Raw genomic sequence first — 23,951 nt, forward strand, 5'->3', positions numbered from 1 at the left:
ATGCGGATGTCCGTATCTGGCTGTTCTCTTAAGAAAAGAGTTGCGAATATTCGCAACTGCTTTGATTTATGAATGTGCTCGTTGAATAAAAATATTCGACTTCCACGCTTGGGTATTGGCGGCGTAGGGTGCTCTCACTGGTTTTGATACTGAAGGAGAAGAAAGCCATGAAAAAGCTGATCGCCACCCTTGCCCTGATCATCGCCGCGCCGCTGGCGTTGCAGTCCAACGCCGCCCTGGCCGAGACCGAGAAGACCAAGCAGGTCGTCTATCATGTCAACAAGTCGGACATGAACACCATTAAGGCTGCCCTGCGTAACGTCACGAACCACATCAACTCGCCGTCCGGCCCGGAAACCCAGATCGAGATCGCCGTCCATGGCGGTGGCATTGCTATGCTGACCGAGGCGCGCAACGACCCGCAACTGCAGGCCGCCATCGACAACGTCAAGGCGCATGATGTCGAGATCAAGGTCTGTGCCAACACCCTGCGCGGCAAGAACCTGGACGTGAAGGACGACCTTTACGACACCAAGGAATCCGACGTCGTCCCGTCCGGCGTGGCCCACGTCGCCGATCGCCAGGCCGAAGGCTGGGCCTACATCCATCCGTAAGCCGTCCGCCTGGCCAGGCGCCCCGGTGGGGCGCCACCGGCAACCGAACGTCATCGCAACCCGGGGTCTCCCGGGTTTTTTGCGTGCTGCGCACCCCGTCGCTGGTCGTGCGGGTGTCGGCGGGACGGTGGTCCCGTCGCCCTGTGGCTTCCCCCGACCCGGCGGCGGGGATTCGCTCGCGGGGACGAATAACGTCTATCATGCCGGCTGATTTCCACGGAAGGTCTGCACGAATCCCCAACGCCTCTGCGGGTCGCCAGGCGTCCAGATGCAAGGCGCCGTGCGCAGATCAATGGCCATCGTCATTGGCAAGCGCTGCAACGCAGCAGATGGGCGCCTGGCGGTCCGCCCTTCCGGGGCTTGCCGGCTTGTCCGCCCTCGGTGTTGCCGATCCTCGCCGGGCAATGAGCCCGCCTTCGGATCGGCGCCTTGATGGCGAACAAGCCGGCAAGCCAGAGGCATTGGGGATTCGTGCAGACCTTCCCAAGCGAGCCTCTTGATGCACGACTCGATTCTTCTTTCCCTGACCGCCATCGTGGTGCTGGGCATTGCCGCGCAGTGGCTCGCCTGGCGGGTGAAGGTGCCGGCGATCCTGTTCCTGTTGCTGATCGGCATCGCGCTGGGCCCGATCTTCGGCCTGCTCAACCCCGACGAGCTCTTCGGCGACCTGCTCTTCCCGATCGTCTCGTTGGCCGTCGGCGTGATCCTGTTCGAGGGCAGCCTGACCCTGCGTTTTCGGGAGATACAGGGGGTCTCGTCGACGATCGTCCGCATGGTCTCCCTAGGGGCGGTGATTTCCTGGGGGGTGGCGGCCACCGCGGCACACTGGTTTGTTGGCCTGGACTGGCCGATCGCGTTCCTGTTCGGTGCGCTGGTGGTCGTGACGGGGCCAACGGTGATCGCGCCCCTGCTGCGCATCGTTCGCCCCAGCCCGCGGGTCAGCAAGATCCTGCGTTGGGAAGCGATCATCATCGATCCGATCGGCGCGCTGCTAGCCGTACTTGTTTACGAGTTCATCGTCACCCAGTCGCAGACCGGGGCGGCAGGGCTCGAGGGGGTGGTGCTGCCGTTCCTCGAGCTGGTCGGCCTTGGCACCGTGCTGGGTGTCGCGGGTGGCTGGCTGCTCGGCCAGTTGCTGGTGCGCCATGCCCTGCCGGATTACCTGATCAACGTGACCGTGCTGGCCGCGGTGCTGGCCGTCTTCACCGCATCCAACGTACTGGCCGAGGAGTCCGGGTTGCTGGCGGTGACCGTGATGGGTATCTGGCTGGCCAACATGCGTGGCGTGCCGCTTGACGACATCCTGCATTTCAAGGAAACCCTGAGCATCCTGTTCATCTCCGGGCTGTTCATTCTGCTTGCCGCCCGCATCGATCCGGCCACCCTGAGTCAGGTGGGCTTCGGGGCGTTGCTGGTACTTGCGGCGATCGTGTTTGTCGCCCAGCCGTTGAAGGTCTGGCTGTCGGCGATCGGCAGTGGACTGAACTGGCGCGAGAAGACGATGATTGCCTGGATCGGGCCACGGGGTATCGTCGCAGCAGCCGTCTCGGGCCTGTTCGCGCTCAAGCTGGTCGAGCAGGGGCTTGAGGGTGCCGAGGTGATCGTGCCGCTGACCTTCATCATCATTGTCGGCACCGTGGTGTTGGCCTCGCTGACCGCCCGGCCGCTGGCCAGGGCCCTGGACATTGCCCTGCCCGAGGATCACGGCGTGCTGATCGTCGGCGCCAATCGCGTCACGCGCGAGATTGCCAAGGTGCTGAACAAGCATGGCTTTCGCGTGGTGATGGCCGACGGCAACTACAGCGAGATCCGCCAGGCGCGCATGGACGGGCTGGAGACCTATTACGGCAACCCTGTCTCCGAGGCGGCCGACCGCAAGCTGGACCTGGTCGGCATCGGCCAGATGTTCGCCATGTCGGCGCAGTCGGAGATCAACAACCTCGCCGCGGTCCGCTATCGCCACGAGTTTGGCCAGTCGAACGTGTTCGTGCTGCAGACCCCGCAGGAGGTGGCCGGTTCGGACAACCAGCGCATCACCACCCAGTTCAACGCCCGCGGCCTGTTCCGCGAGGATGTGTCGCTGGGTCATCTGTTTCGCCTGGTCGAGGCCGGTGCGGAACTGTTCAGCACCCGCCTGACCGAGAGCTTTGGCTACAGCGAGTACCTCGCCCATTACGAGGGGCGCGGCGAGTTGCTGTTCGGCATCACCCCCAACGGCAACCTGCGGCCCTTGAGTGACGAACTCAGCCAGCGCCCGGGGCCGGGTTGGATCCTGATTGGCCTGTATCAGCCGTCCGCCGACGCCGATAGACCTGCGGCCCGGGAAGGGGCGGGTGCGCCATCCAGCGGTGGGGAGCGCCTGCCGGGGTGAGGTAAACAGTTTTTCGCAGCAAGCGTGGCGTCTTTGGGGGCGGATTTGTCGCCTGCGATCAATGAGATGGCTGGTCCGGTGAGTGGGGCGCTGAAATTTTTTCGTCATCCGCGTTCCCAAGGGGTTGCGTCACGAATCCGGGTTTGTATAATGCGCGCTCTAGCAAACGCGGTCGAGCGATCGGTCGCGAGAGATGCGCGGGAATAGCTCAGCTGGTAGAGCACAACCTTGCCAAGGTTGGGGTCGCCGGTTCGAATCCGGTTTCCCGCTCCATCGGGTGGTTAGCTCAGTTGGTAGAGCGGAGCCCTTACAAGGCTTAGGTCGGGAGTTCGAGCCTCTCACCACCCACCATCATCTCTATAAGCAGCGGTAGTTCAGTTGGTTAGAATACCGGCCTGTCACGCCGGGGGTCGCGGGTTCGAGTCCCGTCCGCTGCGCCACATCCCGAAAGGCCCGCCTTCCATGGCGGGCCTTTCTTCGTCTGTGCCCCGCCGCTATTGCTTTCTGGGCGATCCTTTCTCGGCGCGTTCCTCTTGCGGCGGTCGTGGTCGTCTGCCTCGCCTACTTCCGCTGACCCCGGAGCGGTTGCAGCCATTGCCATGCCTGCCCCTGAGCGCGTCGCAGTGGCGCGCTTTCTCGGGTGAGTCGTCGCAAGCCGTTTTCCAGATCGTCGGGGCGCCAGGCCTCGCGTCGGTAGGTCATCACGGTGTTCAGGCGGTCGGCCACGTGGGCGACCAGCGCATCCGGGTGGAAATGTGCCGAGAGTTGCCGGTGGGCCTCGACCACCGCCGGCATGTGGTTGCGCCACAGGTTGAGGCAGATCATGCCGCCGGGGGCCACCGCCTCGGCGAGCCGCGCGACCGCTTCGTCCGGCAGGCGGATCATGCCGTCCTGGTCGAACAGGTCGATCAGCACGACATCCAGTGGTGCCGGCGGCTCCCAATCCGGCGAGCTGACGTCGGCGAACTGCAGGTCCAGCCGGGGGTGCTCGAGATCCACTCCGAAGTGACGCGCCGCAATCGGACCAAGGGCGGGGCGCAGATCGACGGCGTGGATGCTAGACTCGGTATGTTCGAGAAGAAACTTCGCCAGGACGCCGCCACCGAACCCCAGCAGCCCGACGCGGGCGGGGTGCGGGTGCAGCGCCAGGGGCAGCATCATGGCCCGGTAATAGGCGAAGCAGAGTTGCTCCGGCTGCTCCGGTCGCCAGGCCGATTGCGAGGTGTGGTTGCCGAACTGGAGCGCGACCTCGCCGCCCTGCTCGATGACCTCGAGCGGGCCATGTTCGTCGTTCAGCCGTTCGAGCACGTTGGCCTTCATGCGATGGCCCCGTGATTCGATGAAGGATGAACTCGGCGAGAGGCCGCTGGTCTCTCGGTGACCCGGCGTGGCCTTGCGCGCTTGGAAAACAGGTATTTCGAGGTAACGATAATGTGGATCTCCCTTTCAGCGGGGCAGACAAGTGGGATGGGCGTGCCCGCTATTATCGGTGAGTGGGTTCGTGAACGAGTCATGAAACCGATCACCCGTCATATGGCCCGTGTGGCCGGCGTCACCGTTGGCGCGACACTGCTGCTCTCCGCCGGCCTGGCGTCCGCCGCAAGTTTCGAGGTGGGCGAAAAGGTCTTCGTGCCCATGTTCGAACCCAACCCCGAACTGGACGGTTACGCGGAGGGCTTCGTCGAGCAGGTGCATGACGATGGCACCTTGACCCTCCGGATCAACAAGGTCCAGACGGGCAAGGGCAAGACGCTGAGCGGCACCTGTCATCCCTCGGGTGGCACGGCGCTTTCCGGGGCGGAAATCGTTTCCGACGACCCGGATGACCTGGTGGTCGAGCAGCGCCTGCCGACCGATGAGGTGATGACCTATCGGCGTGGCAGCCAGCTCTATCTCAAGCGCGAGAACCTGAGTATCGCCTATCTCAAGTACCTCGGCAGCGGCATGGGCATGACGCCGGATCGATTTGACGTGGCCATCCGTCGTGCCGAGGAGGTGGGCCTGCCGCGCATGGTGGCGGCGATGGAGATCGGCAAGATGCAGGTCGAATCGACCCAGGGCAGAGGATTCCCCGTGCCGGCATCGCGAGCCCTGCAAAAGGCCGCACCGATGCTCGACGAGGTCGCCGCCAAGCTTGAGGGCTACCCCGAGTCGGTCGAGACGGCCGCGCGCATGCTCGGCGGCACCACCCCCGAGCATCGCGATGACCCACTGGCGGCAGTGATCGTGCGCCTGCACGAGATCCTCGACAAGCAGCTCGGCGAGCTTGCGCAGCAGAGCGACGATCCGCGCGAGGTGTCTGGGTTCAGTGTCGACGACCTGTTGGCCATCTACACCGGCTGGTTCCGCGTGATCACCGTCAATGACACCCAGCCATTCCAGAATGCCGATGTCGACTACTACCGCGAGCGCGCGGCCAAGGCGCTGAACGATGGCGAGTGGCCGGCACTCAAGTAAGCGCGCTGCACGTCGCGTCACAAAAACGCCCGGGCCATGCTGGTCCGGGCGTTTTTGTTGGGCCCGACCTATTTCTGGTAGCGGGCCTTCCACTCCTCGTAGGGCATGCCGTAGACGTGTTCGCGCGCCTCGGCATCCTCCAGGTCGATGCCCTGCTCCTCGGCCTCCTCGCGCAACCAGCGTGACAGGCAGTTGCGGCAGAAGCCGGCCAGGTTCATCAGGTCGATGTTCTGCACGTCGGTGCGTTCCTGCAGGTGAGCCACCAGCCGGCGGAAGGCGGCGGCCTCGATCTGATCACGGTTGCTGGAATCGATGGCCATGAGGGTCCCTCGCGTAACGGTTTTATTCACTTGGGGGGTGACTCACTCCGGGTGGCGCAAGTCGGGGCGAATCAGCTGTCGGGCGTCCGTGTGTCGTAGGTGACGGCATGCAGCTCGCCCGAATCAAGCAACGGCTTGAGGATGCGATTGAGGATCTGGTGTTGCTGCAGCAGGGACTTGCCGACAAAGGCGCTGCTGGTCACGGCGATGCGGAAATTGCAGCCTTCACCGTCCGGCCGTACGCGGGCGTCGGGCAGTTCGGCCTGGATCAGCTCGATGATCTCGTTGTCGGTCATCTGCGGAAGGTCCTCCGGGTCGTGCGGGTTTGAGGAAGGTCTGCGCGAATCCGATGTCACTCTGGCTTGGCGAGCCATTCGTGATCAAGGCGCGTCGTCGCCGACGTGCCGGTGGCCACGTCAAGACGGCGCAACACCGAGCACGGAAGGCTCGCCAAGCCCCGCAGGGCGCGCTCTGAGCCGCGCATCTGCGGTGTTGTCGTCCTATGAAAGAGAATAACTCTTTCACGACGGACGAGCGCCTTGCATCTGCGCGGCTCAGTGCGCGCAGAGCGATATCGGATTCGTGCAGACCTTCCCTAGTCGGGTGCCTGCAGGATGGGCGCGAGCAGTGGGGCTCGCCAGCCCTGCGTGAGCCTAGATGGCCGATCCGGATTGGCCAGCTGTTGTCTGAGTTCGGCGCTGGTGGCCAGCCGAGAGGGGCTGATGGCATGCTCCTCGGCGACGGCGACCAGCCTTGCCTGTCGGGATTTTACCAGCTCGCGCTGCGCTGGCGGCAGTGCCGGTGGACGCGACAGCCGCGGCCAGTCGGCCGGATCGCCGGCCAGTGCCGCCGCGATCTCCTGACCGAGGGCGTCCTGGGCGCTCGAATCCCGGCCTAGCGGGGATCGAGCGCGGACGACCTGGTCGGTGATGACCTCGGCACTCGGCCGGTTGTCGGCCTTGGCGGTCTGTCGCGCGATGGCGTGGGCGAGGTCCAGCATGGCCTGGTCGCCCCATACCCAACGGCGCGGCCGGTCCTGTTCGCGTGCCAGCCGTTCCCGCCAGGCCGCGAGGACCTGCAGTACCACCAGACCGGCCCGGTTGAGCGTCTGCACGCCACGCATCTTTTGCCAGCGTTGCTCGTCGGGCGGGGTGAAGCGCGCCGGCTCACATTGGCGTGCCATCTCTTCGGTCATCCAGTCGAGGCGCCCGGCGTCTTGCAGGCGTTGCTCGAGTAGCGGGTAAAGAGCGTGGAGCTGGGCGACATCCTGCACGGCGTAGTTCAGCTGCGTGTCGCTCAAAGGGCGGGCAAGCCAGTCGCTGCGTGTCTCGCCCTTGTCCAGGCGGGTGCCGAGCAGGGCCTCGGTCAGGGCCGCGTAACTCAATTGGCCGCCGATGCCGAGCAGTTCGGCCGCGACCTGGGTGTCGAACACCTGCGGCGGCAGTCGCCCGGCGGCCGTGAGGATCAGGTCGAGGTCCTGATCGCCGGCATGCAGGACCACCGGGGTGTCACGCGAAACCAGCTCCTGCCAGAAGGGCGTGAGATCGAGCCCGGCGATCGGGTCGACCAGCCAGACCGTGTCGGTGGTGGCGATTTGCAGCAGGGCGAGCTGGGGAAAGTAGGTGCGCTCGCGGACGAACTCGGTGTCCAGCGGCAGGTAGCGAGCCGCGCGCATGGCCTCGAGCAGGGCGTCGAGTTCTTCGCCATGGGTGACGAAACGGACCTGAGGTTGCTCGTGGTTCATGCGCCCGTCGACGGGGTCTGGCGGCGGGATCTAGGGAACCTCGGCACGCCGGTTATTCGCCAGGCTCGACGATGTGCGCCGATTCGATCCGCACGGTCTCGCGGGGCACGTCCTGGCGGAACGGGCCGGCTGCACCGGTCGGGATGGCGGCGATGGCCTCGACGTTGTCCAGCCCCTCGATCACCCGGCCGAACACGGCGTAGCCGGGCTTGCCGGCTTGACGATCAAGGAAGTCGTTGTCGGCGAGATTGATGAAGAACTGCGAGGTGGCCGAGTCCGGGTCGTTGGTGCGCGCCATCGACAGCGTGCCATGGAGATTCTTCAGGCCGTTGTCGGCCTCGTTCTCGACCGGGGCCCGGGTGGCCTTGCGCTCGAAGTCGGCGGTATAGCCACCAACCTGAACGACGAAGCCCGGGATCACGCGGTGGAAGATGGTGTCCTCGTAGAACCCGTCACGGACATAGGCGAGGAAGTTGTCGACCGTGGCGGGGGCCTTGTCGTCGAATAGCTCGATGAGGATGGCCCCGTGACTGGTATTCAGCCGCACCTGGGTGTCGGCGGCTGCCGGCAGGGTCGCAAGTGCCAGCGCGGCGGCCAGGGCGGCAGCCGCGAGACGGCGTACCGCATCAATCATCGCGCTGGACACGCTCGAGGCGCTCGTGGCGCTCTTGGGCCTCGATCGTCAGGGTGGCGATCGGGCGGGCTTCCAGGCGCTTGAGGCCGATCTCGTCACCGGTCTCCTCGCAGAAGCCGTAATCGCCGTCGTTGATGCGCTTGAGTGCCTTGTCGATCTTGTTGATCAGCTTGCGGTAGCGATCGCGGGTGCGCAGCTCGAGCGCGGCGTCGGATTCCAGCGTGGCGCGGTCGTTGATGTCCGGCTCCTGCCAGTTCTCTTCGCGCAGGTGGTTGATGGTCGAGTCCGACTCGGTCATCAACTGGTCGCGCCAGGTCATGAGCTTCTGCCGGAAGTACTCCAGCTGCATCGGGTTCATGTATTCCTCGTCTTCCGAGGGCTTGTAACCTTCCGGGAGTTCAACTGCCATGTTTATCCACCACCTCTGCCCGAGCAGACGCTGTAATTGAATGTGAAAGCGCCGAATGACGACTCGCGGAACGGGCCCTTTCGGGGCCGCCCCGGAGGTTGTGCAATCGCGCGGATCGCGCCGGGGCCGCTGCCTGCCTCGTCCTCCGGTCCATGGCCGAGAACGGGCGACGGGCAAGTATAGGGGCGGTATCCGGTGAGCGCAACGCCCGCCGAATGGGGCTGTCGGTTGTCAATCAAGGGCTTGTCGCCTCGTCGAGCAGCCGGCGGTCGCTGGTGAATACCCAGGTGCGCGTGATCACCAGCCGATCGTGCCGGGCGGCCAGCTCGTCGGGGAACGCCGGATAGGGGGCGGCGGCCTGCAGGAGGTTGCGTGCGGCGTTGTCGAGGATCGGGTTGCCGGACGACCGGCGAATGGCGAGGTTGAGCACGTGCCCGCCCTTGCCGATGGTCACCTCGAGGATCACCTGCCCCGAGAGGTTCTGCTGCACCAGCGCATCGGGATAATGCTGGTTGCCGTAGGCCTCGACCTGGCGCTTCCAGCGTGCGAGATAGCGCCCGGCAGGGCCGCCCTGCGTGCGGCTGGTGGCGTAGCCGGTGCGCAGTGCCTCGTTGACTTGTTCGTAGAGCTGGTCGATCTGATCCTGGGTGGAGATGCGGCGCGGCGTGTCGCTCGCCGCCCAGGCACCTTCCTGCTGCGGGCCCTGTCCGTCTTCCTTGAGGGTGTCGGTGGGGCTGTCCGGGCCGCGCTGGCCGGCGAGCATCGGGTCGGCCGGCAGCTCGCGATTGATGGCATCGGTCTCCCGGCCCGCATCGACGCTGCGTTCAGCCTCTGGGGCATCCAGGGTGATCTCGATGACCGGGCGCTGTTCGGCTTCAGGGCGGGTGATTTCGAGCAGCAGCAGGCCGACGTGGGCCAGCACGGCCAGCCCGATGGCGATCGGCAACACCCGGGACGAGCCCAGCGCGGGACTCGCGGCGAGGTCGTCGGGGCGGTGGTGTTCTTGTGTCGTTCCCTTGGTCGGCATCCCTGCGTTTTCCGGGTGGTTCTGGATTAGGGCGTGTGCCAGTCGATCGTGCGCCCGGCCGGTGTTGTGGACATGGCCGACTGCATGCCGGCATCGCGCCACGGCCTGCCATTCTCGGTTACCAGCAGGACGCCGTCGAGTCCCAGCTGTCCGGCAAGGCGCGCGGCCTCGCGGGGGGAGAGCAGCATCAGCGCGGTGGCGGCGCCGTCGGCGGTTATGGGGTCGCGGCCCAGCACCGTGGTGCCGGTGTTGTGGTGCGCCGGGCGGGCGGTCAGCGGATCGATGATGTGACCGAAGCTCTTGCCCTGATAGCGCAGGCGACGCTCGTAGTCGCCGGAGCTGCACAGCGCATGCCGTCCTGCGACCCGTACGCCTCCCAACGCCGCCGCGCCGTGCGGATCGCCCCTGGGGTCACGAATGCCCAGTTGCCAGTCCCGCCCGCCGGCGCGGCCCAGGGTGTAGAGATCGCCGCCGGAGTCGAGCAGGCAGTTGGTCACCCCGGCCGCCTCGATGGCATCGAGCACCCGTTCGGCCGCGAAGCCCTCGGCGAGGGCGTTGAAGTCGAACTGGACCCGCGGGTTGGTGGTGATCACGCGGTTGCCGTCGATCCGCACATCGTCGAGCGAGGGCGCCTCGGCCAGCCAGGCGTCCAGCACGGACTCGGCGGGCGGCGTGATCGGCGTGTCGCCGGCGTCCCGATGAAAGCCCCACAGGGCGATGAGCCCGCCGATGCTGGGATCGAAGCGTCCATGGCTGGCCTCGAACAGTGGGCGGGCGGCCCGGATCAGCGCGCGCACCTCGGCACTGGCAGTAGCCTCGCCGTGCTCGGCCAGCTGGCGGTTGAGCCGGGTCAGTTCGCTGTCGCGCCAGGGGTGCAGGCGACGGTAGAGCGGCTCGACGATGCCCTGGGCGGCATTGACGGCGGCATTGATCCGCTCGGCGGGGGTGTCGGCGAAGCGCAGGGTCCAGACCTGGCCGAAGACGCTGAAGCCCGCCTCGCGGAAGGTCGGCTCGTCCCCGCAACCGGGCAGGGTAGTCAGCGTGGCCAGCGGCAGGCCGGCCAGCCCGCCAAGCAGGGCGCGCCGGCGGCGGTCGATCATCGGTCGAGGCGTTCGGCGAGCCGGTCGAGCATGGTGCCGGTCACGTCCTGCCCGGTGACCGCGCTGATCTCGCGGGCACAGGTGGGGCTGGTGACGTTGATCTCGGTCAGCCAGTCGCCGATCACGTCCAGTCCGACGAACCCGTAGCCGCGCTCGGCCAGCCACGGGCCGACGGTCGCGGCGATCTCCCGGTCGCGCTCGCGTAGTGGCACCACCTCGCCACGGCCGCCGGCGGCGAGGTTGGCGCGAAAACTCTTCTCGCCCGGCACGCGCAGCAGGGCGTGATCGACCGGCTCGCCGTCGATCAGCAGCACGCGGCGGTCGCCGGTGCGGATCTCGGGCAGGTAGCGCTGCGCCATCACCAGCTCGGTCTGATCGCGCGTCATCACCTCGAGGATCACCTGCGTGTTCTCGTCGTCCGCGTGGATCTTGAAGATCGAACTGCCGCCCATCGCATCGAGCGGCTTGACCACGATCTCGCCCTGCTGGGCGATAAAGGTCTTGAACTGGTCGATCGAGCGGCTGACCAGCGTCGGTGGGCAAAGGGCGGGGAAATGCTGTGCCAGCAGTTTCTCGTTGGCGGCCCGGACGGCGTCCGGACGGTTGCCGACCACGACGCCGGCCTGCTCCGCGAGCGACAGCAGACCGGTGATGTAGTGGTAGTCCAGGTCGATCGGCGGGTCCTGGCGTTGCAGGATGATGTCGAAGTCGGTCAGCGCGTGGACGCCGCGCTCGCCGAGCGTGTAGAAGTCCGTGTCGCGATCGACAACTGTGATCGGGGCAGCCTGCGCTTGAGGCATGCCGTCGGCGAAGAACAGCCAGTCGGGCTCGATATACCAGCAGTCCCAGCCGCGGGCCTGGGCGCTGAGGAGGAAGGCGAACGAGGTGTCCTTCCAGGGCTTGATCCGTTCGATCGGATCCATGACGACGGCGATGCGCATGGGTTGGCTCCGGTTGCGGTTCGGATCAGTCGGTGGCCGGGCCGCCGATCAGGTCGCCTTGCTCGCGCGCGGCGGCGAGCAGCGCCAGCCGGGCCACCACGCCGTAGCAGTACAGCCGGTTCTGGTCGCTGTCGGGCGAGGCGCCCGGTGCCGGCGTCACGCAGGACTGGGTGAAGGGCAGCGGCACGAATTCCGCGCCGGGCGAGTTGAGGTTCTCGCTCTGGCCCTTCTTGGTGTGAACGCGATAGAAGCCGCCGACGACATGGCGGTCGATCATGTAGAGCACCGGCTCGGCGACGTGTCCGCTCGAGCCCAGCTTCTCGAAGCTGTAGATACCTTCCTGGATCAGCACGCGGTTGATGCTGCGGCCATCCTTGGAGGCGGCCATGCGCGTGCGCTGCTTGCGGTTGAGCCCGACCACCTCCTCGGCGGACTGGGCCATCATCACGCCCATGCCGTAGGTGCCGGCATCGGCCTTGATCACGACGAAGGGCTTTTCCTTGATCTCGAGTTCGTCGTATTTCTTCTGGATGGCGGCGAGCATCTCGCTGACCTTTTCCTGCAGGCAGTTCTCTCCCTCGCGCTTCATGAAGTCGATCTGGCCGCAGTCGAGGATCATCGGTGCGAGATGCCAGGAGTCGAGATCGATCAGCTCGGCCAGCTCGTTGGCCAGTGCTTGGTAATGACTGAAATGGTTGAACTTGGAGCGGTGCCACCAGCCCAGCGCCGTGGGGGGGACCACCGTCTGCTCGATATCTTCGAGGATGTCCTCGCGCCCGCCGGACAGGTCGTTGTTGAGCACGATGGTGCAGGGCGAGAAGCCGTCGACCTCGATCCGGCGCCCTTCGCGGTGGATCGGGTGCTGGGTCAGGGTGCGGCCCGACGGCAGGTCGAAGTGCGCCGGCTCCTCCAGTGCGTCGAGCGAACCGATGCGCGTCTCGAAGCCGGCCAGCTCGAACAGCTCGGCCATGGTGGCCAGTGACTCGAGGTAGAACTGGTTGCGCGTATGGCGCTCCGGGATGATCAGCATGCCGCGCGCGTCGGGGCAGGCGTGCTCGACCGCTGACTGGATCGCCTGCACCACCAGCGGGTCGAAGCTGTGGTTGAGGTTGTTGAAGCCGGCCGGGAAGAGATTGGTGTCGACCGGGCCGAGCTTGTAGCCGGCGTTGCGCAGGTCGACCGAGGCGTAGAAGGGGGCCGGCGTCTTGCGCCACTGCTCGCGGAACCAGGTCTCGATCTGGCGGCGGTTCTCGATGATGTGCGATTCGATCATCAACAGCGGGCCGCAGTAGCTCGCTTCGAGCTCGGGGGTCGAGTCCGAGGTGTCCAGTTGCAGGGCGGAATGATTGTTTGTCATCGACTTTTCGTCACGGTATTCGCGGGGGTGGGTGCGGGCCGGTGCTTGGCCACGCTTTCGTGCCCACAGTGTAAACGATGGCCGGCTCGCTTGTTCCTTCACGCGGGTAGCCGTCAAGGCGTTTGCCAAAGGCCGGCGCGTTGGTTACATTCGGCCGACGCAAGGCAAGAATTGGCCAGCAGCAAGGACGAAGACATGGAAGCGACAGAGAATCACGCCGGCCTCGACGGGCTGAGGGTCATGGTGGTCGACGACAGCAAGACCATCCGACGGACAGCAGACAGCATCCTCAGCAAGGCGGGCTGCGAAGTGGAAAGCGCGATCGACGGATTCGACGCCCTGGCCCGCATCGGCGCGTTCGACCCGGACGTGGTCATCATCGACATCCTCATGCCGCGTCTCGACGGCTACCAGACCACGGCGCTGATCAAGAACAACGATCGCTTCGCCGAGACGCCCATCATCCTGCTGTCCAGCAAGGACAGCATCTTCGACAAGGCGCGCGGCCGCATTGTCGGTGCCTCCGATTACCTCACCAAGCCTTTCAACAGCGACGAGATTCTCGCCGCGGTCGAGCGTTTCGCCGAAGGACGCCCCGTGGCCGACGAAGGCGCGATGGCGGACTGAGAATGGCGTGGCTACCGGGGTCCGATCGCGGATGTCGGCAGGATCGTATTGAACCGGATTTTTCTAGAGGAACAGGGTAGTGGCTCACATCGTTGTCATTGATGACTCGCCGACCGAGGTGTACGTGCTCCAGCAGATTCTCGAGCGTCACGGTCACCAGGTTTCCGTCGCCAACAGTGGCGAAGAGGGCATCGAGCTGGTGCGCCAGGTTCGCCCCGACGCGGTACTCATGGACGTGGTGATGCCGGGCATGAACGGCTTTCAGGCCACCCGCACACTCAACAAGGACAGCGAGACGAGCGGGGTTCCGGTGATTATCGTCACCACCAAGGACCAGCAAACCGATCGCATCTGGGGCATGCGCCAGGGGGCCAAGGAGTACCTTGTCAAGCCGGTCAAGGAGGCCGACCTGATCGACGTGCTCAAGAGCGTGCTCGGCTGACGTCATGCAGCGCACAGAGGACGTGTTCGACTATCTCGGCTGGATCAATCGCCAGGTCGATGAGCATGCCGTCGGGCTGCCGAGCAGCGACGACCATGTCAGGACCTGGCAGGGCATCCTGTTTGCCGTCGACGGTCGGCGCATGATCGTCGCCCTGGACGAGGTGCGGGCAATCGTCGCCCCGCCGCGCATGGTGACGCTTCCCGGGGCGCGCCCCTGGGTGTCGGGTCTGGCCAACCTGCGTGGCGAGCTGACCGGTGTGTTCGATCTGGCCCGCTTCTGGTTCGATGTCACCACACCGGAATCCCGCCACAGCGTGGTTTTCCTCGCCAAGCACGCCCAGGCCTCGTCCGCCTTTCTGGTAGAGCGTTCCTACGGAATCCGCCAGGTTGCCTACGGCGATGAGCGCCCCCTGAGCGATTCCGATCACCACCGCGAGCTTGCGTCCCTGCCGGGCTTCCACCAGGAGGTGCGGCTCAACGAGGAGTGGCTACCGGTGCTCGAGTTCCGGTCGCTGCTCGACCACGACCAGTTTCTCAATGCCGTCGCATGACGTCGGCTCCGGGCAGCTGCCCGGATATAACTAAACAATGACGATGAATTCCATTCAGGAGTAAGTGGCAACTATGAGTCTTGGCGCACGGATGGGCGGCATCAGCCGTAAGATACTGATCCTCGTGGTTCTCGCGGTTCTGGCCCTGGTCGCGACCGTTGTCGTGTTCATTTTCGCGGCCCAACGCGAGCAGGAGTTCCTCGACCGCCGTCTTGCCGGCGCCGAGTTGGAGCGTTCCTCGCAGGAGATCACCATCGAGGTGTTGCGTGCCATTCGCGGTAATCCCGGGGCATTCGATCGGGTCCAGTCGGTCCGCGCCGAGTTCACCGACAGCCTCACGGCCTTGCAGGGCAAGGACGCCGAACAACCGCAGTTAGCCGTGCCCGGCAATCGTCAGGACCTGCTTGGCACGGTCGATAGCCAGTGGATTGCTTACAACGACTCGCTGAGCAAGGTGCTCGAGGGCCGGGAGGCCATCCTCAGCGTCGGCGAGCAGTCCGCGCAGATCGAGGAGATCCTGCCGGACCTGACCGCGGCCTCGGACGAGGTGGTCCAGACGCTGGTCGCCAACGAAGCGCCCAGCCATCTCATCTACTTGGGCACCCGGCAGTTGATGTTCATCGAACGCATCGGCACCACGCTCGACGAGATCACCGGCGGTGGCGAGCAGGCCGTGAACGCCTCCGAGCGTTTCGGCCGCGATGTGGCCCTGTTCGGCGGCGTACTCAATGGCCTGCTCAACGGCAACCGCATGGCACCGCGCGTCAACAACGCTGAAGTCCGCGACGGGCTGCGCGAGGTGGGCGTCCTGTTCGCCACCGTCAACCAGCTGGTATCGGCCGTACTCGAACAGGCGCCACAATTGCTGGCGGCCAACCAGGCCGCGCGTGAAATCGACCGCATGTCGGGCGACTTCACCAGCGCGACCTCCGAACTGGCGCGCACGCTGGCCGCCGATCAGAACAAGGCATCGCAGTTCCTTTACCTTGGTTACGCCAGTGGCGCGATCGGCCTGTTGCTGCTCGTCTGGCTGGGCGTGACGCTGGTGCAGGAATCCCGCCGGGCCCTGAATGAGACCGAGGCGGCCAACCAGCGTAACCAGGCGGCAATCCTGCGTCTGCTCGACGAGATGATGACGCTCGCCGACGGTGACCTGACCGCGCACACCACCGTCACCGAAGACATCACCGGCGCGATCGCCGACTCGGTCAACTACACCATCGACGCCCTGCGCGACCTGGTCGGCACCATCAACGACACCTCGGTGCGGGTTGCCGCGGCGGTGCGCGCCTCGCAGGACAGCTCGCGGGCGCTCGCCGACAAGTCGCGCGGCCAGGCCCAACGCATCACCGAGATCTCGGATGCCATCGCGCAGATGTCCGACGAGATCGAGCGGGTCTCGGTCAGTGCGCAGGAATCGGCCCAGATCGCGGAATCCTCGGTCGACGTGGCCCACCGCGGGGGCGATGCGGTGCGCCAGACCATCACGGGCATGAACCAGACCCGCGAGCAGATCCAGGAAACTTCCAAGCGGCTCAAGCGCCTGGGTGAGTCCTCGCAGGAGATCGGCGACATCGTTGGCCTGATCACCGACATCGCCGACCAGACCAACATCCTGGCACTTAACGCCGCCATCCAGGCCGCCATGGCCGGTGAGGCCGGTCGCGGCTTTGCGGTGGTTGCCGACGAGGTCCAACGACTGGCCGAGCGCGTCAGTGACGCGACCCGCCAGATCGAGTTGCTGGTCAACACGATCCAGACCGACACCTCCGAGGCCATGCTCGCCATGGAACAGACCACCTCGAACGTCGTCGACGGTGCCACGCTCGCCGAAAACGCCGGTAAGGCGCTGTCCGAGATTGAGAGCGTCTCGTTGAAACTCTCGCAGCAGATCAACGACATCACCTCGGTGGCCCAGAAGGAGGCCTCCGTGGCGACCGAGCTGCGCGAGGCGGTCAACCGGATTCGCCAGGACACGCAACAGACGGCAGAAAACGCGACCCAGGCCGCCGACGAGATCGGCGAGCTGGGCTCGCTCTCGCAGGAGCTCAACCGCTCCGTGGCCGGCTTCACGATGCCCGAGCGGGACGACGCTCAAGCAGCGGGCTGAGTCCGGCAGGACAGCAGGCGGCCCGGTCGGCCGGCGAGGCTATCGTCGTGACCGGGGCACGGATCTTCCAGCAGGCGGGATGCCGAAAGGCGGTGAATTGAGACATGCGGACAGAAAGGAAAGTCGACGCGATCGTATTCGACTGGCTCCGTGAGGGGCTGGAGGAGCGGCTCGCCGAGCTCTTGAGGGCGCTGGAGCAGCTTTCCGAGGGCGAAAACGTCACCGAGCATGTCTTCGACGCCACCCAGGCGTTGCAGACCATCGACCGCGTTTTCTCCATGGTCGACATCCAGCTGGTGCGCGTGCTGGTGCGCACCCAGATGGCCGCCCTCGAGCCGCTTGAAGAGCCGTCCGACGACCAGACGGCTATTTCCGCGCAGATCGAGTCGGCGGCCCTGCTGCAGGCGCTGCTGGATCGCATGGCGGCCGGGGCGGAAATCGCGCCGGCAAGCCTGCTGCCGATGGTCAACCGCCTGCGAGGGACCATCAAGCAGCCGCCGCTCGAGGCCCGTGAGTTGGCCGCGCGCGCCTTCCTGTTGCAGGCCGAACACGAGCTGGGCAAGCGCCCGCACCGCGAAAAGGGGGTGGACGAGGAGGCCGAACTCCGCCCGCTGTTGCGTCGGATGGAGCGTGAAGTGCTCGCCGTCATGCGCGACGACTGGTCCGTCCTGCCGGGGTTGCGGGATCTGTCGATGCAGATCATCGCTCACGAACCCAGTCGCAGCGCGATCATCGCCATCCGGGTGGTCGGCGAATTGCTGCGCCTGACCGAATCCGATCCCGATCGTTACGCGCCGATGCTCAAGCGAGCGGTCGGGCGGGTCCTGCAGCTCTTCCGCCTGCAGCTTCAGGGTCGCAGCGAGTCGGTGATCAACCATGCCGGCCTGGACCTGGGCGCTTCCGTGCTGCTCTCACTGCTGGAGCGGGTCGACGATGACGAGTCAATCTGTCGGGACCGTGCCGGCGATTGGCTCGAGCAACTGGATCGCGCCGATGTGCCGGCGCGTTTCGTCGGCCTTGATGCCCAGGCCCTCGAGGCGGTCCAGCAGGCGCTTGAGGAAGAGCTGCTCGCCACCCAGGATGTGCTCGACCTGTTCGTCCGTGGCAAGCGCGATGACCTCGAGCCCCTCGGACGGATCCTGAACAAGTTCGAACAGATGAGCGGGGTGCTCTACACGCTTGGCTACACGGCTGCGGCCGAGGCGCTGGCAGACGGTCGCGAGCGCTTGCAGGCGGTGACACGGGGCGCCGAGCTCCTCGATGACGAGATGCTCATGGATCTGGCCGGCACGGTCATGTTGGTCGAGCAGGTCATCGACGGCATCCCGCGCAGCATGGCCGACGGTGACCGGGCCGAGGCCCTGCACGACCAGACGGTTGCCAGTTCGATTGGTGCGATCGCCAGCGCGGCGTTCGAATCCCTGAGCGAGGCTCGCGAGAAGATCAACACCGGCCTCGCCGGGCAGGGCGACGGCGAAACGCCGTCCGACGACCCGTTTGCCCAGGCGGCCGATCGGCTGACCGGCATCGGCGAGGTGCTCCGTCTGTCCGGCCGCGATGCCGCGACCCCGCTGGTCATGGCGTTGGCCCGCTGGAGTCGCGCACAGACCTTCGGTGAGCCGGTCGGCGACGAACATACCCTGTCGGCCTTGAGCGAGATATTCGCTGCGCTCGAGTTCTATCTCGAGAACCTGCGCGATTTCAGCAAGGAAATCGCCCGTTTCCTCGAAGCGCCCAAGCGGCGGATCGACGATCTATTGGGCGGCGCGGGCGACGTGAAGGAGACCATGGCGTCGGTCGAGGACCGCACGACCGAATCGGCGGCGTCCCACACCGCGCCAGACGAGTCCCAGTCGACTGCCGAGGAGGTGCCAGCCGCACCGGTCGACGACAGTCTCGCCACCCCGGACGAGTTGATCGAATTCTGGCAGGTCGAGGAAGAGGAGCTCGCCGCGGATGCCCCCGAAGCCGATCGCACATCGCCTGCCGAAGACGTCGAGCCGATCGAGGCCGAAACCCGTGACCAGGCGACTGGCGAGGAATTGGAGGCGGCGCTCGACTTCGCACTGGACGAGGGCGAGGAAGAACAGCGTGTTGCACCCGCGTCGGACGACCTGCCCGACTTGCCCGACGAGGTGGCGTCAACACCGCAAGCCTCGGAAACCCCGGCCGATCTCGATGCCCTAAGCCTGCCGGCAGACGAGCCGACCGAGGGGGATGAGGCGGAGTCTCAATCGGAGACGTCCGAGGGCGAATCCGACGAGACGGCGTTGGACTCTCTGCCACGGGACGAGTCGTCGGCCACTGCCGAAACGAAAGCCGAGTCGGACGAGGGCACGAGCGCCGTACGGGAGGAGGTCGAGGCGACGCAAGTCGCGGATCAGCCGGACGTCGATGCGCAAGCGTTGACGTTCTCCGAGACATCGGAGGAAAACTCGGAGGCCCTCGAGTCGGCTCTCGATTTCGGCTTGGCCGACGATCAGGACGAGTTGCGTTTTGAGCAGGCGCAATCGGAACGGCCCGAGTCGCCCGATGATGGGCTGACCGTCGACCTTCCCGATCAGCCGGTGGCCGCACCCGAAGAAGCGGGCTTGTCAGCAGACCAGCAGGACCACACGCTCGCGGAGACCGAGACCGAGACCGAGACCGAGACCGAGACCGAGACCGAGACCGAGACCGAGACCGAGACCGAGACCGAGACCGAGACCGAGACCGAGACCGAGACCGAGACCGAGACCGAGACCGAGACGGCGGGCGATCAGGGCGAGCCGCTGATGACCGACGCCTCGGACAGCGATACGGAGTCTGCTAGCGGCGAGCCGGCTGCCCTGTCCTTCGGAGAGACGGAAGACCTGCCCGATCAGTCCGCCGAGGCCCCGGAGCTGCCCGAGGTGGAGGCTGTCGCCACCTCCGCGGACGAGTTCGAGGAGACGCCGGACACCGAGGCCGTCACCGAGCCGGAAGACGACCCGATGATGGCGGAGATGCGCGAGGTCTTTGCCGAGGAGATGGCCGAGACCGTGCCGGACATGGGTGAGGCGGCCGAGGCCTGGCGTAGGCGAGAGGATGCCGAGGCGCTGGTGACCCTGCGTCGCGGTTTCCACACCATCAAGGGCAGTGGCCGGATGGTCGGTCTGGACACCATCGGTGAGTGGGCCTGGGGTTGGGAACGACTGCTCAATCAGGTGATCGACGGCAAGATCGACGGCGAAAAGGCGACTCGTCAGGGCGCGCTCGAGGCCGTTGCCCTGATGCAGGCTGCCCTGCCCGATCTCGAGGCGGGGCAGGCGACGCCCGAGTCTCACTGGGCCGAATCCCGCCGGCTGGCCGAGCGTCTCGAATCTGGCGAGCCCGTTGAGGTGGAGGCCTCGCCCGACGAGGCCACGGCCGAATCCCCGGCGGAGACCGAACCCACTTCACCTGCCGCTCCAGAAGGGGCGATCGAAACCGACGCGGTGTCATCGGACGAGATGTCGGCCGATGCCGAAGCGGTGGCGCCGGTCATCGACGACCCGGTGCTGCGAGAGATCTTCGATCAGGAGATCGGCGGCTATATCGACGAATTGCATCGCGAGATCGAGTCCGCGCGCGAGCATGGCGTCGGTCTTGCCTGTGACAACGACCTGGTGCGTCTGCTGCATACCACGCTCGGCTCGGCGCGCACCGCCGGCGTGGACATCATCGCCTCGCTGGCCCGTTACCTGGAAGACTGGACCCGCGCCCTTGCCGAGCATCAGGAGCGTCTGGGCGGTGAGGAACTGGCCCTGTTCGCCGAGGGGGCTGATGCCATCGAGGCATTGCGCCGCTGGGCGGTTGATCCGAGCCTTGAGCAGCCCGACACGACCGATCTGGAACAGCGCCTGGATATCCAGTTGCAGCAGGTGCTGGCCGAGTATGGCGAGGTGGCGGAAAGCGCCGAGGCGCGCGATTCGCGTCAGGCAGAAGAGCCCAAACCGTCGCTGACCGCCGACGATTCCGACGACGTGGCAGAAGAGGACGAGGCGTCCGACGCCCCGGCAGATGAGTCATCGGGTGTCGAGCTCCGGGAAGACGAGCAGACGGTCGATGAAACGGCCGTGGACGATGCCGAACCGGGTGAAGTCGAGACAGATCAGGTCGAGTTAGGTGACGTCGAGGCGTCACGAACCGAAGCGGACCATTCGCCTGGCGCGTCGGTCGGCGATGACGAGGTGGACGACGAGTATGCCGACATCGAGCATCGCCCGGACGATGATCCGTCCGAGCAGGACGAAGACATCCTGCAGATCTTCCTCGACGAGGCCGACGAGCTACTCGAGCAGGCCGATGCCTACCTGGCCCACTGGCGGGTCCACCCGCACGACCTCGAATCGATCCGTCTGCTGCACCGCAACCTGCACACCCTCAAGGGCGGTGCCCGCATGGCCGGCCTGCTCAATCTGGGGGACGTGGCGCACCATCTCGAGGGACGCCTGGACCTGGCCCGGCGCGACGAATCCGCGGATAAAGAGCCCCTGGTGGCGCTGGTCCAGCACAGTTACGACGTTATTGCCGGCCTGCTCGACCGGGTGCGCAACCAGCAGCCGATTCCGCAACAGCGCGAGTTGATAGGTCGGATTCGCGATCCGGAAGGTGCCCGCCGGTTTGCCGAACGCAACCAGGGCGGAGATGTTGCCCGTTCGGACGAAGCCGGTGGTCAAGGCACGCCATCGTCAGCCGCTGCCGGACCGGCGCCGCTGACCGTCGAATCAACCGAGGCCGGCGGCGGGTTCGGGCAGGAGGCCGGCGCCGAGCGCCGAGACGAGCAGGTGCGGGTCGCCGCGGGCAGCATCGATGCCATGGTCAACCAGATCGGCGAGTCGGTGTTGCTCCAGTCGCGCATCGATCGGCAGGTCAACGGCTTCGAGCGTCAGCTGTTCGAGCTTCAGCAGACCGTCACTCGCCTGCGCAGCCAGCTGCGCCGACTGGAGATCGAGACCGAGACGCAGATCAAGGCCGACCTGATGGAAGAGGCCGGGATCAGCGAGGAACAGTTCGATCCGCTCGAATTTGACCGCTTTACCCAGGTTCAGGAGCTTTCGCGCGGCATCATGGAGTCGCTCGGGGACGTCGCCAATATCGAGGAGAGCCTCAGTTCGCTCACCGAGCAGTCGCAACTGCTGTTGCTGCAGCAGTCCCGTCTCGGGCGGAAGATGCAGGACGGCGTGCTTGCCATGCGTCTGGTTCGCTTCAATGACGTCGCCGGTCGCCTGCGCCGCATCGTGCGCCAGGTGGGTGACGAGATGGGGCGTCAGGCCGAACTGGTGATCGAGAACGGTGATGCCGAGATCGACCGGGTCACCCTGATGGCCATGCTGCCGTCGCTGGAACACATGCTGCGCAACTCCATTGCCCACGGCATCGAGTCACCCGAGGAGCGGCGCGCCGCCCACAAGCCGCCGGTGGGTCGCCTGTTGGTCAACATTGACAGCGGGGGCGGCAATATTACCGTCAGCTTGCGTGATGATGGCCGCGGGCTTGATCTGGATGCCATTCGTCGCAAGGCGATCGAGCGCAGCCTGATGCCGGCCGACATCGACATCAGTGACGAGGAGGCGCGGTCGCTGATTTTCCTGCCGGGCTTCTCCACCGCCGGGAACCTCTCCCAGGTGGCCGGGCGCGGGGTGGGGATGGACGTGGTCGCCAGCGCCACGCGTGAGCTCGGCGGTTTCGTCGACGTGGGTTCCGAGCAAGGGCGCTACACCGAAATCCGGCTCAATCTTCCGCTGACCCAGGCGATGACCCGCGGGATCCTGATTGCCAGCGGCGATGATCGTTACGCCATCCCCTACAAGGGGGTAGTCGCGGTTACCCGCATGACCGGCGTGGCGCTCGCCGAGCACTATCGTGAGGAAAAGCCGCAGATCGAGCACGACGGCGAGCACTACCCGCTGTATTACCTGGGCGAGCTCCTGTGGGGGCAGCCGCCCGCCGAGACGGCGCAGGACGTGGCGGCCATCCGCCCGATCATGCTGTTCAAGCTGGGCGAGCGCCGTTTCGCCCTGCATGTCGACCATCAGCTCGGTGGCATCCAGCTGTTCGTCAAGTCGATGGGGCCGCAGCTTGGGCGTATTCCGGGCATGTCCGGGGCCACGATCGCCGACGATGGCGACGTCATCCTGGTGCTGGAATTGTTCGAGCTGGTCCAGCAGTTCCAGCGGCGCGATTATCAGCGTCGTCTGGGCACGCAGGCAGGCCTCAAGCCCGCTCGCGCCCGTCCGTCGGTGCTCGTGGTGGACGATTCGCTTACCGTGCGCAAGGTCACCGCCCGCACGCTGGAGCGCAACAACTACGACGTCGTCCTGGCGCGTGACGGCGTCGAGGCACTGGGCCTCCTGCAGGACAGCCTGCCGGATCTCGTGCTCACCGATATCGAAATGCCCCGCATGGACGGCTTCGAGCTGCTGGGTGCGATCCGCAATGATCGATCGGCCGCCGACACGCCGGTGATCATGATCTCCTCACGGACCGGCCAGAAGCACCGCGCGCGTGCCGAGGCGTTGGGCGTTTCCGCCTACCTGGGCAAGCCTTACACGGAACTCGATCTGATCGACACCATCACGCGCCTGCTGCCGGTAGCCGCGGTGGCCGGTGCCGACGAGGGTGCGGGTGACGAGCATGCCGACTGAAGGACAGCAAGCAGCCATGGCACAGCAAGAGCAACCGCAAGCCGGCGAGGCCCCGATCCGCGCCGTGCGACTCCCCACGCAGCTAACCGACCTCGAGCTGCTGATCCCCTATGCGCTGATCGCCGAGATTACCGATGTGTCCCTGCCCGAGGGCAGCATTCGTCTGGGGCGAAACGAGGCCACTATCGTCAACTGGCGCGGTCAGCGCGTGCCATTGGTCAGTCTCGAGGCGATGAACGGCGAGACCGTGCCCACCATCGGCCGGCGCGTGCGGTGCGCCATACTCTATGGAACCGATCCCGATCGGGCCTTGCCCTACTACGCCTTGCTCCTGTCCGGCGTGCCGCGTTCCGAGCAGGTCGAGCGTCGCCAGATCGAGACGGCGGGCCCGCAGGACAACCCGCTCTGGCATGCCGTCGTTCGTCTCGATGGGCGCCTGACGGCCATCCCGAATATCCGCGTGCTCGAGGAGCGAATCGATCAGATGCGCCTTGGCGAGGAAGAATCGCGAGCATCTCCCGACAGCGAGTAGTCCCTGCCTCGAGTTGTGCTCAGGCGTCGACGAAAAAACCCGGCCACTGACGTGTGCCGGGTTTTT

The 23,951-nt window shown here is 65.9% G+C and carries 19 protein-coding genes and 3 tRNA genes; 12 read left to right on the top strand and 10 right to left on the bottom strand.

Annotated elements, in window-relative coordinates; all coding sequences use genetic code 11:
• The first annotated feature begins 167 nt into the window (after nt 1-167).
• The 5 genes from VWP12_RS03365 (at nt 168) to VWP12_RS03385 (ending at nt 3,425) form a co-directional block, all read left to right on the top strand.
• On the top strand, nt 168-614 hold the full coding sequence (locus VWP12_RS03365) for a DsrE family protein (protein ID WP_410474607.1): 447 nt from the start codon (nt 168-170) through the stop codon (nt 612-614).
• A gap of 499 nt (nt 615-1,113) precedes the next feature.
• Complete coding sequence (locus VWP12_RS03370) at nt 1,114-2,985, top strand: cation:proton antiporter (RefSeq protein WP_410474608.1); 1,872 nt, start codon at nt 1,114-1,116, stop codon at nt 2,983-2,985.
• Nucleotides 2,986-3,182: 197 nt separating this feature from the next.
• Nucleotides 3,183-3,258, top strand: a tRNA-Gly gene (locus VWP12_RS03375).
• Between the two features lie 2 nt (nt 3,259-3,260).
• Nucleotides 3,261-3,336 (top strand) — tRNA-Val (locus VWP12_RS03380).
• Nucleotides 3,337-3,348: 12 nt separating this feature from the next.
• Nucleotides 3,349-3,425: transfer RNA gene (locus VWP12_RS03385), tRNA-Asp, on the top strand.
• 121 nt (nt 3,426-3,546) lie between these two features.
• Here VWP12_RS03385 and VWP12_RS03390 read toward each other — a convergent pair.
• Nucleotides 3,547-4,305, bottom strand: a complete 759-nt coding sequence (locus VWP12_RS03390) for a hypothetical protein (protein WP_410474609.1) — start codon at nt 4,303-4,305, stop codon at nt 3,547-3,549.
• A gap of 192 nt (nt 4,306-4,497) precedes the next feature.
• Here VWP12_RS03390 and VWP12_RS03395 point away from each other — a divergent pair, with 192 nt between their 5' ends.
• Nucleotides 4,498-5,442, top strand: coding sequence for a hypothetical protein (locus VWP12_RS03395; protein WP_410474610.1), 945 nt, complete (start codon nt 4,498-4,500; stop codon nt 5,440-5,442).
• A gap of 68 nt (nt 5,443-5,510) precedes the next feature.
• Here VWP12_RS03395 and VWP12_RS03400 read toward each other — a convergent pair whose 3' ends face one another.
• The 9 genes from VWP12_RS03400 to gshA form a co-directional block, all read right to left on the bottom strand.
• Nucleotides 5,511-5,762 carry a DUF1244 domain-containing protein gene (locus tag VWP12_RS03400; RefSeq protein ID WP_410474611.1) on the bottom strand — a complete coding sequence of 84 codons (252 nt, stop codon included), beginning with the start codon at nt 5,760-5,762 and terminating at the stop codon, nt 5,511-5,513.
• A 71-nt stretch (nt 5,763-5,833) separates the two neighbouring features.
• Nucleotides 5,834-6,058 (bottom strand): BolA/IbaG family iron-sulfur metabolism protein, encoded by a 225-nt coding sequence (locus VWP12_RS03405; protein WP_410474612.1) that lies wholly within the window; start codon nt 6,056-6,058, stop codon nt 5,834-5,836.
• Nucleotides 6,059-6,357: 299 nt separating this feature from the next.
• On the bottom strand, nt 6,358-7,506 hold the full coding sequence (locus VWP12_RS03410; RefSeq protein WP_410474613.1) for a ribonuclease D: 1,149 nt from the start codon (nt 7,504-7,506) through the stop codon (nt 6,358-6,360).
• Between the two features lie 52 nt (nt 7,507-7,558).
• Nucleotides 7,559-8,140, bottom strand: coding sequence for a peptidylprolyl isomerase (locus VWP12_RS03415; protein WP_410474938.1), 582 nt, complete (start codon nt 8,138-8,140; stop codon nt 7,559-7,561).
• Nucleotides 8,133-8,549 (bottom strand): RNA polymerase-binding protein DksA, encoded by a 417-nt coding sequence (gene dksA, locus VWP12_RS03420; protein WP_410474614.1) that lies wholly within the window; start codon nt 8,547-8,549, stop codon nt 8,133-8,135. Before dksA ends, VWP12_RS03415 begins: the two co-directional genes overlap by 8 nt.
• Before the next feature lie 235 nt (nt 8,550-8,784).
• Nucleotides 8,785-9,576: an energy transducer TonB gene (locus VWP12_RS03425; protein WP_410474615.1), complete on the bottom strand. Its 792-nt coding sequence runs from the start codon at nt 9,574-9,576 to the stop codon at nt 8,785-8,787.
• A 26-nt stretch (nt 9,577-9,602) separates the two neighbouring features.
• The gene (locus VWP12_RS03430) at nt 9,603-10,676 is read right to left on the bottom strand and encodes an FAD:protein FMN transferase (protein ID WP_410474616.1); all 1,074 of its coding nucleotides are present in this window, start codon (nt 10,674-10,676) and stop codon (nt 9,603-9,605) included.
• Entirely contained in the window at nt 10,673-11,617 is a 945-nt protein-coding gene (gene gshB / locus VWP12_RS03435) for a glutathione synthase (protein ID WP_410474617.1), read from the bottom strand. The genes VWP12_RS03430 and gshB overlap by 4 nt, the downstream gene beginning before the upstream one ends.
• 25 nt (nt 11,618-11,642) lie before the next feature.
• Complete coding sequence (gene gshA, locus VWP12_RS03440; RefSeq protein ID WP_410474618.1) at nt 11,643-12,974, bottom strand: glutamate--cysteine ligase; 1,332 nt, start codon at nt 12,972-12,974, stop codon at nt 11,643-11,645.
• A gap of 195 nt (nt 12,975-13,169) precedes the next feature.
• Between gshA and VWP12_RS03445 the strand changes: the two genes are divergently transcribed.
• The 6 genes from VWP12_RS03445 to VWP12_RS03470 all read left to right on the top strand — a co-directional run bounded on the left by VWP12_RS03445 (nt 13,170) and on the right by VWP12_RS03470 (nt 23,885).
• Nucleotides 13,170-13,601: a response regulator gene (locus tag VWP12_RS03445; protein WP_410474619.1), complete on the top strand. Its 432-nt coding sequence runs from the start codon at nt 13,170-13,172 to the stop codon at nt 13,599-13,601.
• Between the two features lie 79 nt (nt 13,602-13,680).
• Nucleotides 13,681-14,043, top strand: a complete 363-nt coding sequence (locus VWP12_RS03450) for a response regulator (protein ID WP_410474620.1) — start codon at nt 13,681-13,683, stop codon at nt 14,041-14,043.
• A gap of 4 nt (nt 14,044-14,047) precedes the next feature.
• On the top strand, nt 14,048-14,596 hold the full coding sequence (locus VWP12_RS03455) for a chemotaxis protein CheW (protein ID WP_125198128.1): 549 nt from the start codon (nt 14,048-14,050) through the stop codon (nt 14,594-14,596).
• 73 nt (nt 14,597-14,669) lie between these two features.
• The gene (locus VWP12_RS03460) at nt 14,670-16,706 is read left to right on the top strand and encodes a methyl-accepting chemotaxis protein (RefSeq protein WP_410474621.1); all 2,037 of its coding nucleotides are present in this window, start codon (nt 14,670-14,672) and stop codon (nt 16,704-16,706) included.
• Nucleotides 16,707-16,810: 104 nt separating this feature from the next.
• On the top strand, nt 16,811-23,353 hold the full coding sequence (locus VWP12_RS03465; RefSeq protein WP_410474622.1) for an Hpt domain-containing protein: 6,543 nt from the start codon (nt 16,811-16,813) through the stop codon (nt 23,351-23,353).
• The gene (locus VWP12_RS03470) at nt 23,343-23,885 is read left to right on the top strand and encodes a chemotaxis protein CheW (RefSeq protein ID WP_410474623.1); all 543 of its coding nucleotides are present in this window, start codon (nt 23,343-23,345) and stop codon (nt 23,883-23,885) included. The genes VWP12_RS03465 and VWP12_RS03470 overlap by 11 nt, the downstream gene beginning before the upstream one ends.
• The last annotated feature ends 66 nt before the right edge of the window (nt 23,886-23,951 follow it).

It is taken from the genome of Guyparkeria sp. TX1, assembly GCF_046523965.1.
GTDB lineage: Bacteria > Pseudomonadota > Gammaproteobacteria > Halothiobacillales > Halothiobacillaceae > Guyparkeria.

What these genes read in the sequence shown, in the direction of transcription:
- VWP12_RS03465 (WP_410474622.1), top strand. Translation starts at nt 16,811, where the DNA reads ATGCGGACAGAAAGGAAAGTCGACGCGATCGTATTCGACTGGCTCCGT.
- gshB (WP_410474617.1), bottom strand. Translation starts at nt 11,617, where the DNA reads ATGCGCATCGCCGTCGTCATGGATCCGATCGAACGGATCAAGCCCTGG.
- VWP12_RS03410 (WP_410474613.1), bottom strand. Translation starts at nt 7,506, where the DNA reads ATGAACCACGAGCAACCTCAGGTCCGTTTCGTCACCCATGGCGAAGAA.
- VWP12_RS03470 (WP_410474623.1), top strand. Translation starts at nt 23,343, where the DNA reads ATGCCGACTGAAGGACAGCAAGCAGCCATGGCACAGCAAGAGCAACCG.
- VWP12_RS03390 (WP_410474609.1), bottom strand. Translation starts at nt 4,305, where the DNA reads ATGAAGGCCAACGTGCTCGAACGGCTGAACGACGAACATGGCCCGCTC.
- VWP12_RS03405 (WP_410474612.1), bottom strand. Translation starts at nt 6,058, where the DNA reads ATGACCGACAACGAGATCATCGAGCTGATCCAGGCCGAACTGCCCGAC.
- VWP12_RS03370 (WP_410474608.1), top strand. Translation starts at nt 1,114, where the DNA reads ATGCACGACTCGATTCTTCTTTCCCTGACCGCCATCGTGGTGCTGGGC.
- VWP12_RS03455 (WP_125198128.1), top strand. Translation starts at nt 14,048, where the DNA reads ATGCAGCGCACAGAGGACGTGTTCGACTATCTCGGCTGGATCAATCGC.
- VWP12_RS03415 (WP_410474938.1), bottom strand. Translation starts at nt 8,140, where the DNA reads ATGATTGATGCGGTACGCCGTCTCGCGGCTGCCGCCCTGGCCGCCGCG.
- VWP12_RS03400 (WP_410474611.1), bottom strand. Translation starts at nt 5,762, where the DNA reads ATGGCCATCGATTCCAGCAACCGTGATCAGATCGAGGCCGCCGCCTTC.
- VWP12_RS03460 (WP_410474621.1), top strand. Translation starts at nt 14,670, where the DNA reads ATGAGTCTTGGCGCACGGATGGGCGGCATCAGCCGTAAGATACTGATC.
- VWP12_RS03425 (WP_410474615.1), bottom strand. Translation starts at nt 9,576, where the DNA reads ATGCCGACCAAGGGAACGACACAAGAACACCACCGCCCCGACGACCTC.
- VWP12_RS03445 (WP_410474619.1), top strand. Translation starts at nt 13,170, where the DNA reads ATGGAAGCGACAGAGAATCACGCCGGCCTCGACGGGCTGAGGGTCATG.
- VWP12_RS03365 (WP_410474607.1), top strand. Translation starts at nt 168, where the DNA reads ATGAAAAAGCTGATCGCCACCCTTGCCCTGATCATCGCCGCGCCGCTG.
- gshA (WP_410474618.1), bottom strand. Translation starts at nt 12,974, where the DNA reads ATGACAAACAATCATTCCGCCCTGCAACTGGACACCTCGGACTCGACC.
- VWP12_RS03430 (WP_410474616.1), bottom strand. Translation starts at nt 10,676, where the DNA reads ATGATCGACCGCCGCCGGCGCGCCCTGCTTGGCGGGCTGGCCGGCCTG.
- dksA (WP_410474614.1), bottom strand. Translation starts at nt 8,549, where the DNA reads ATGGCAGTTGAACTCCCGGAAGGTTACAAGCCCTCGGAAGACGAGGAA.
- VWP12_RS03395 (WP_410474610.1), top strand. Translation starts at nt 4,498, where the DNA reads ATGAAACCGATCACCCGTCATATGGCCCGTGTGGCCGGCGTCACCGTT.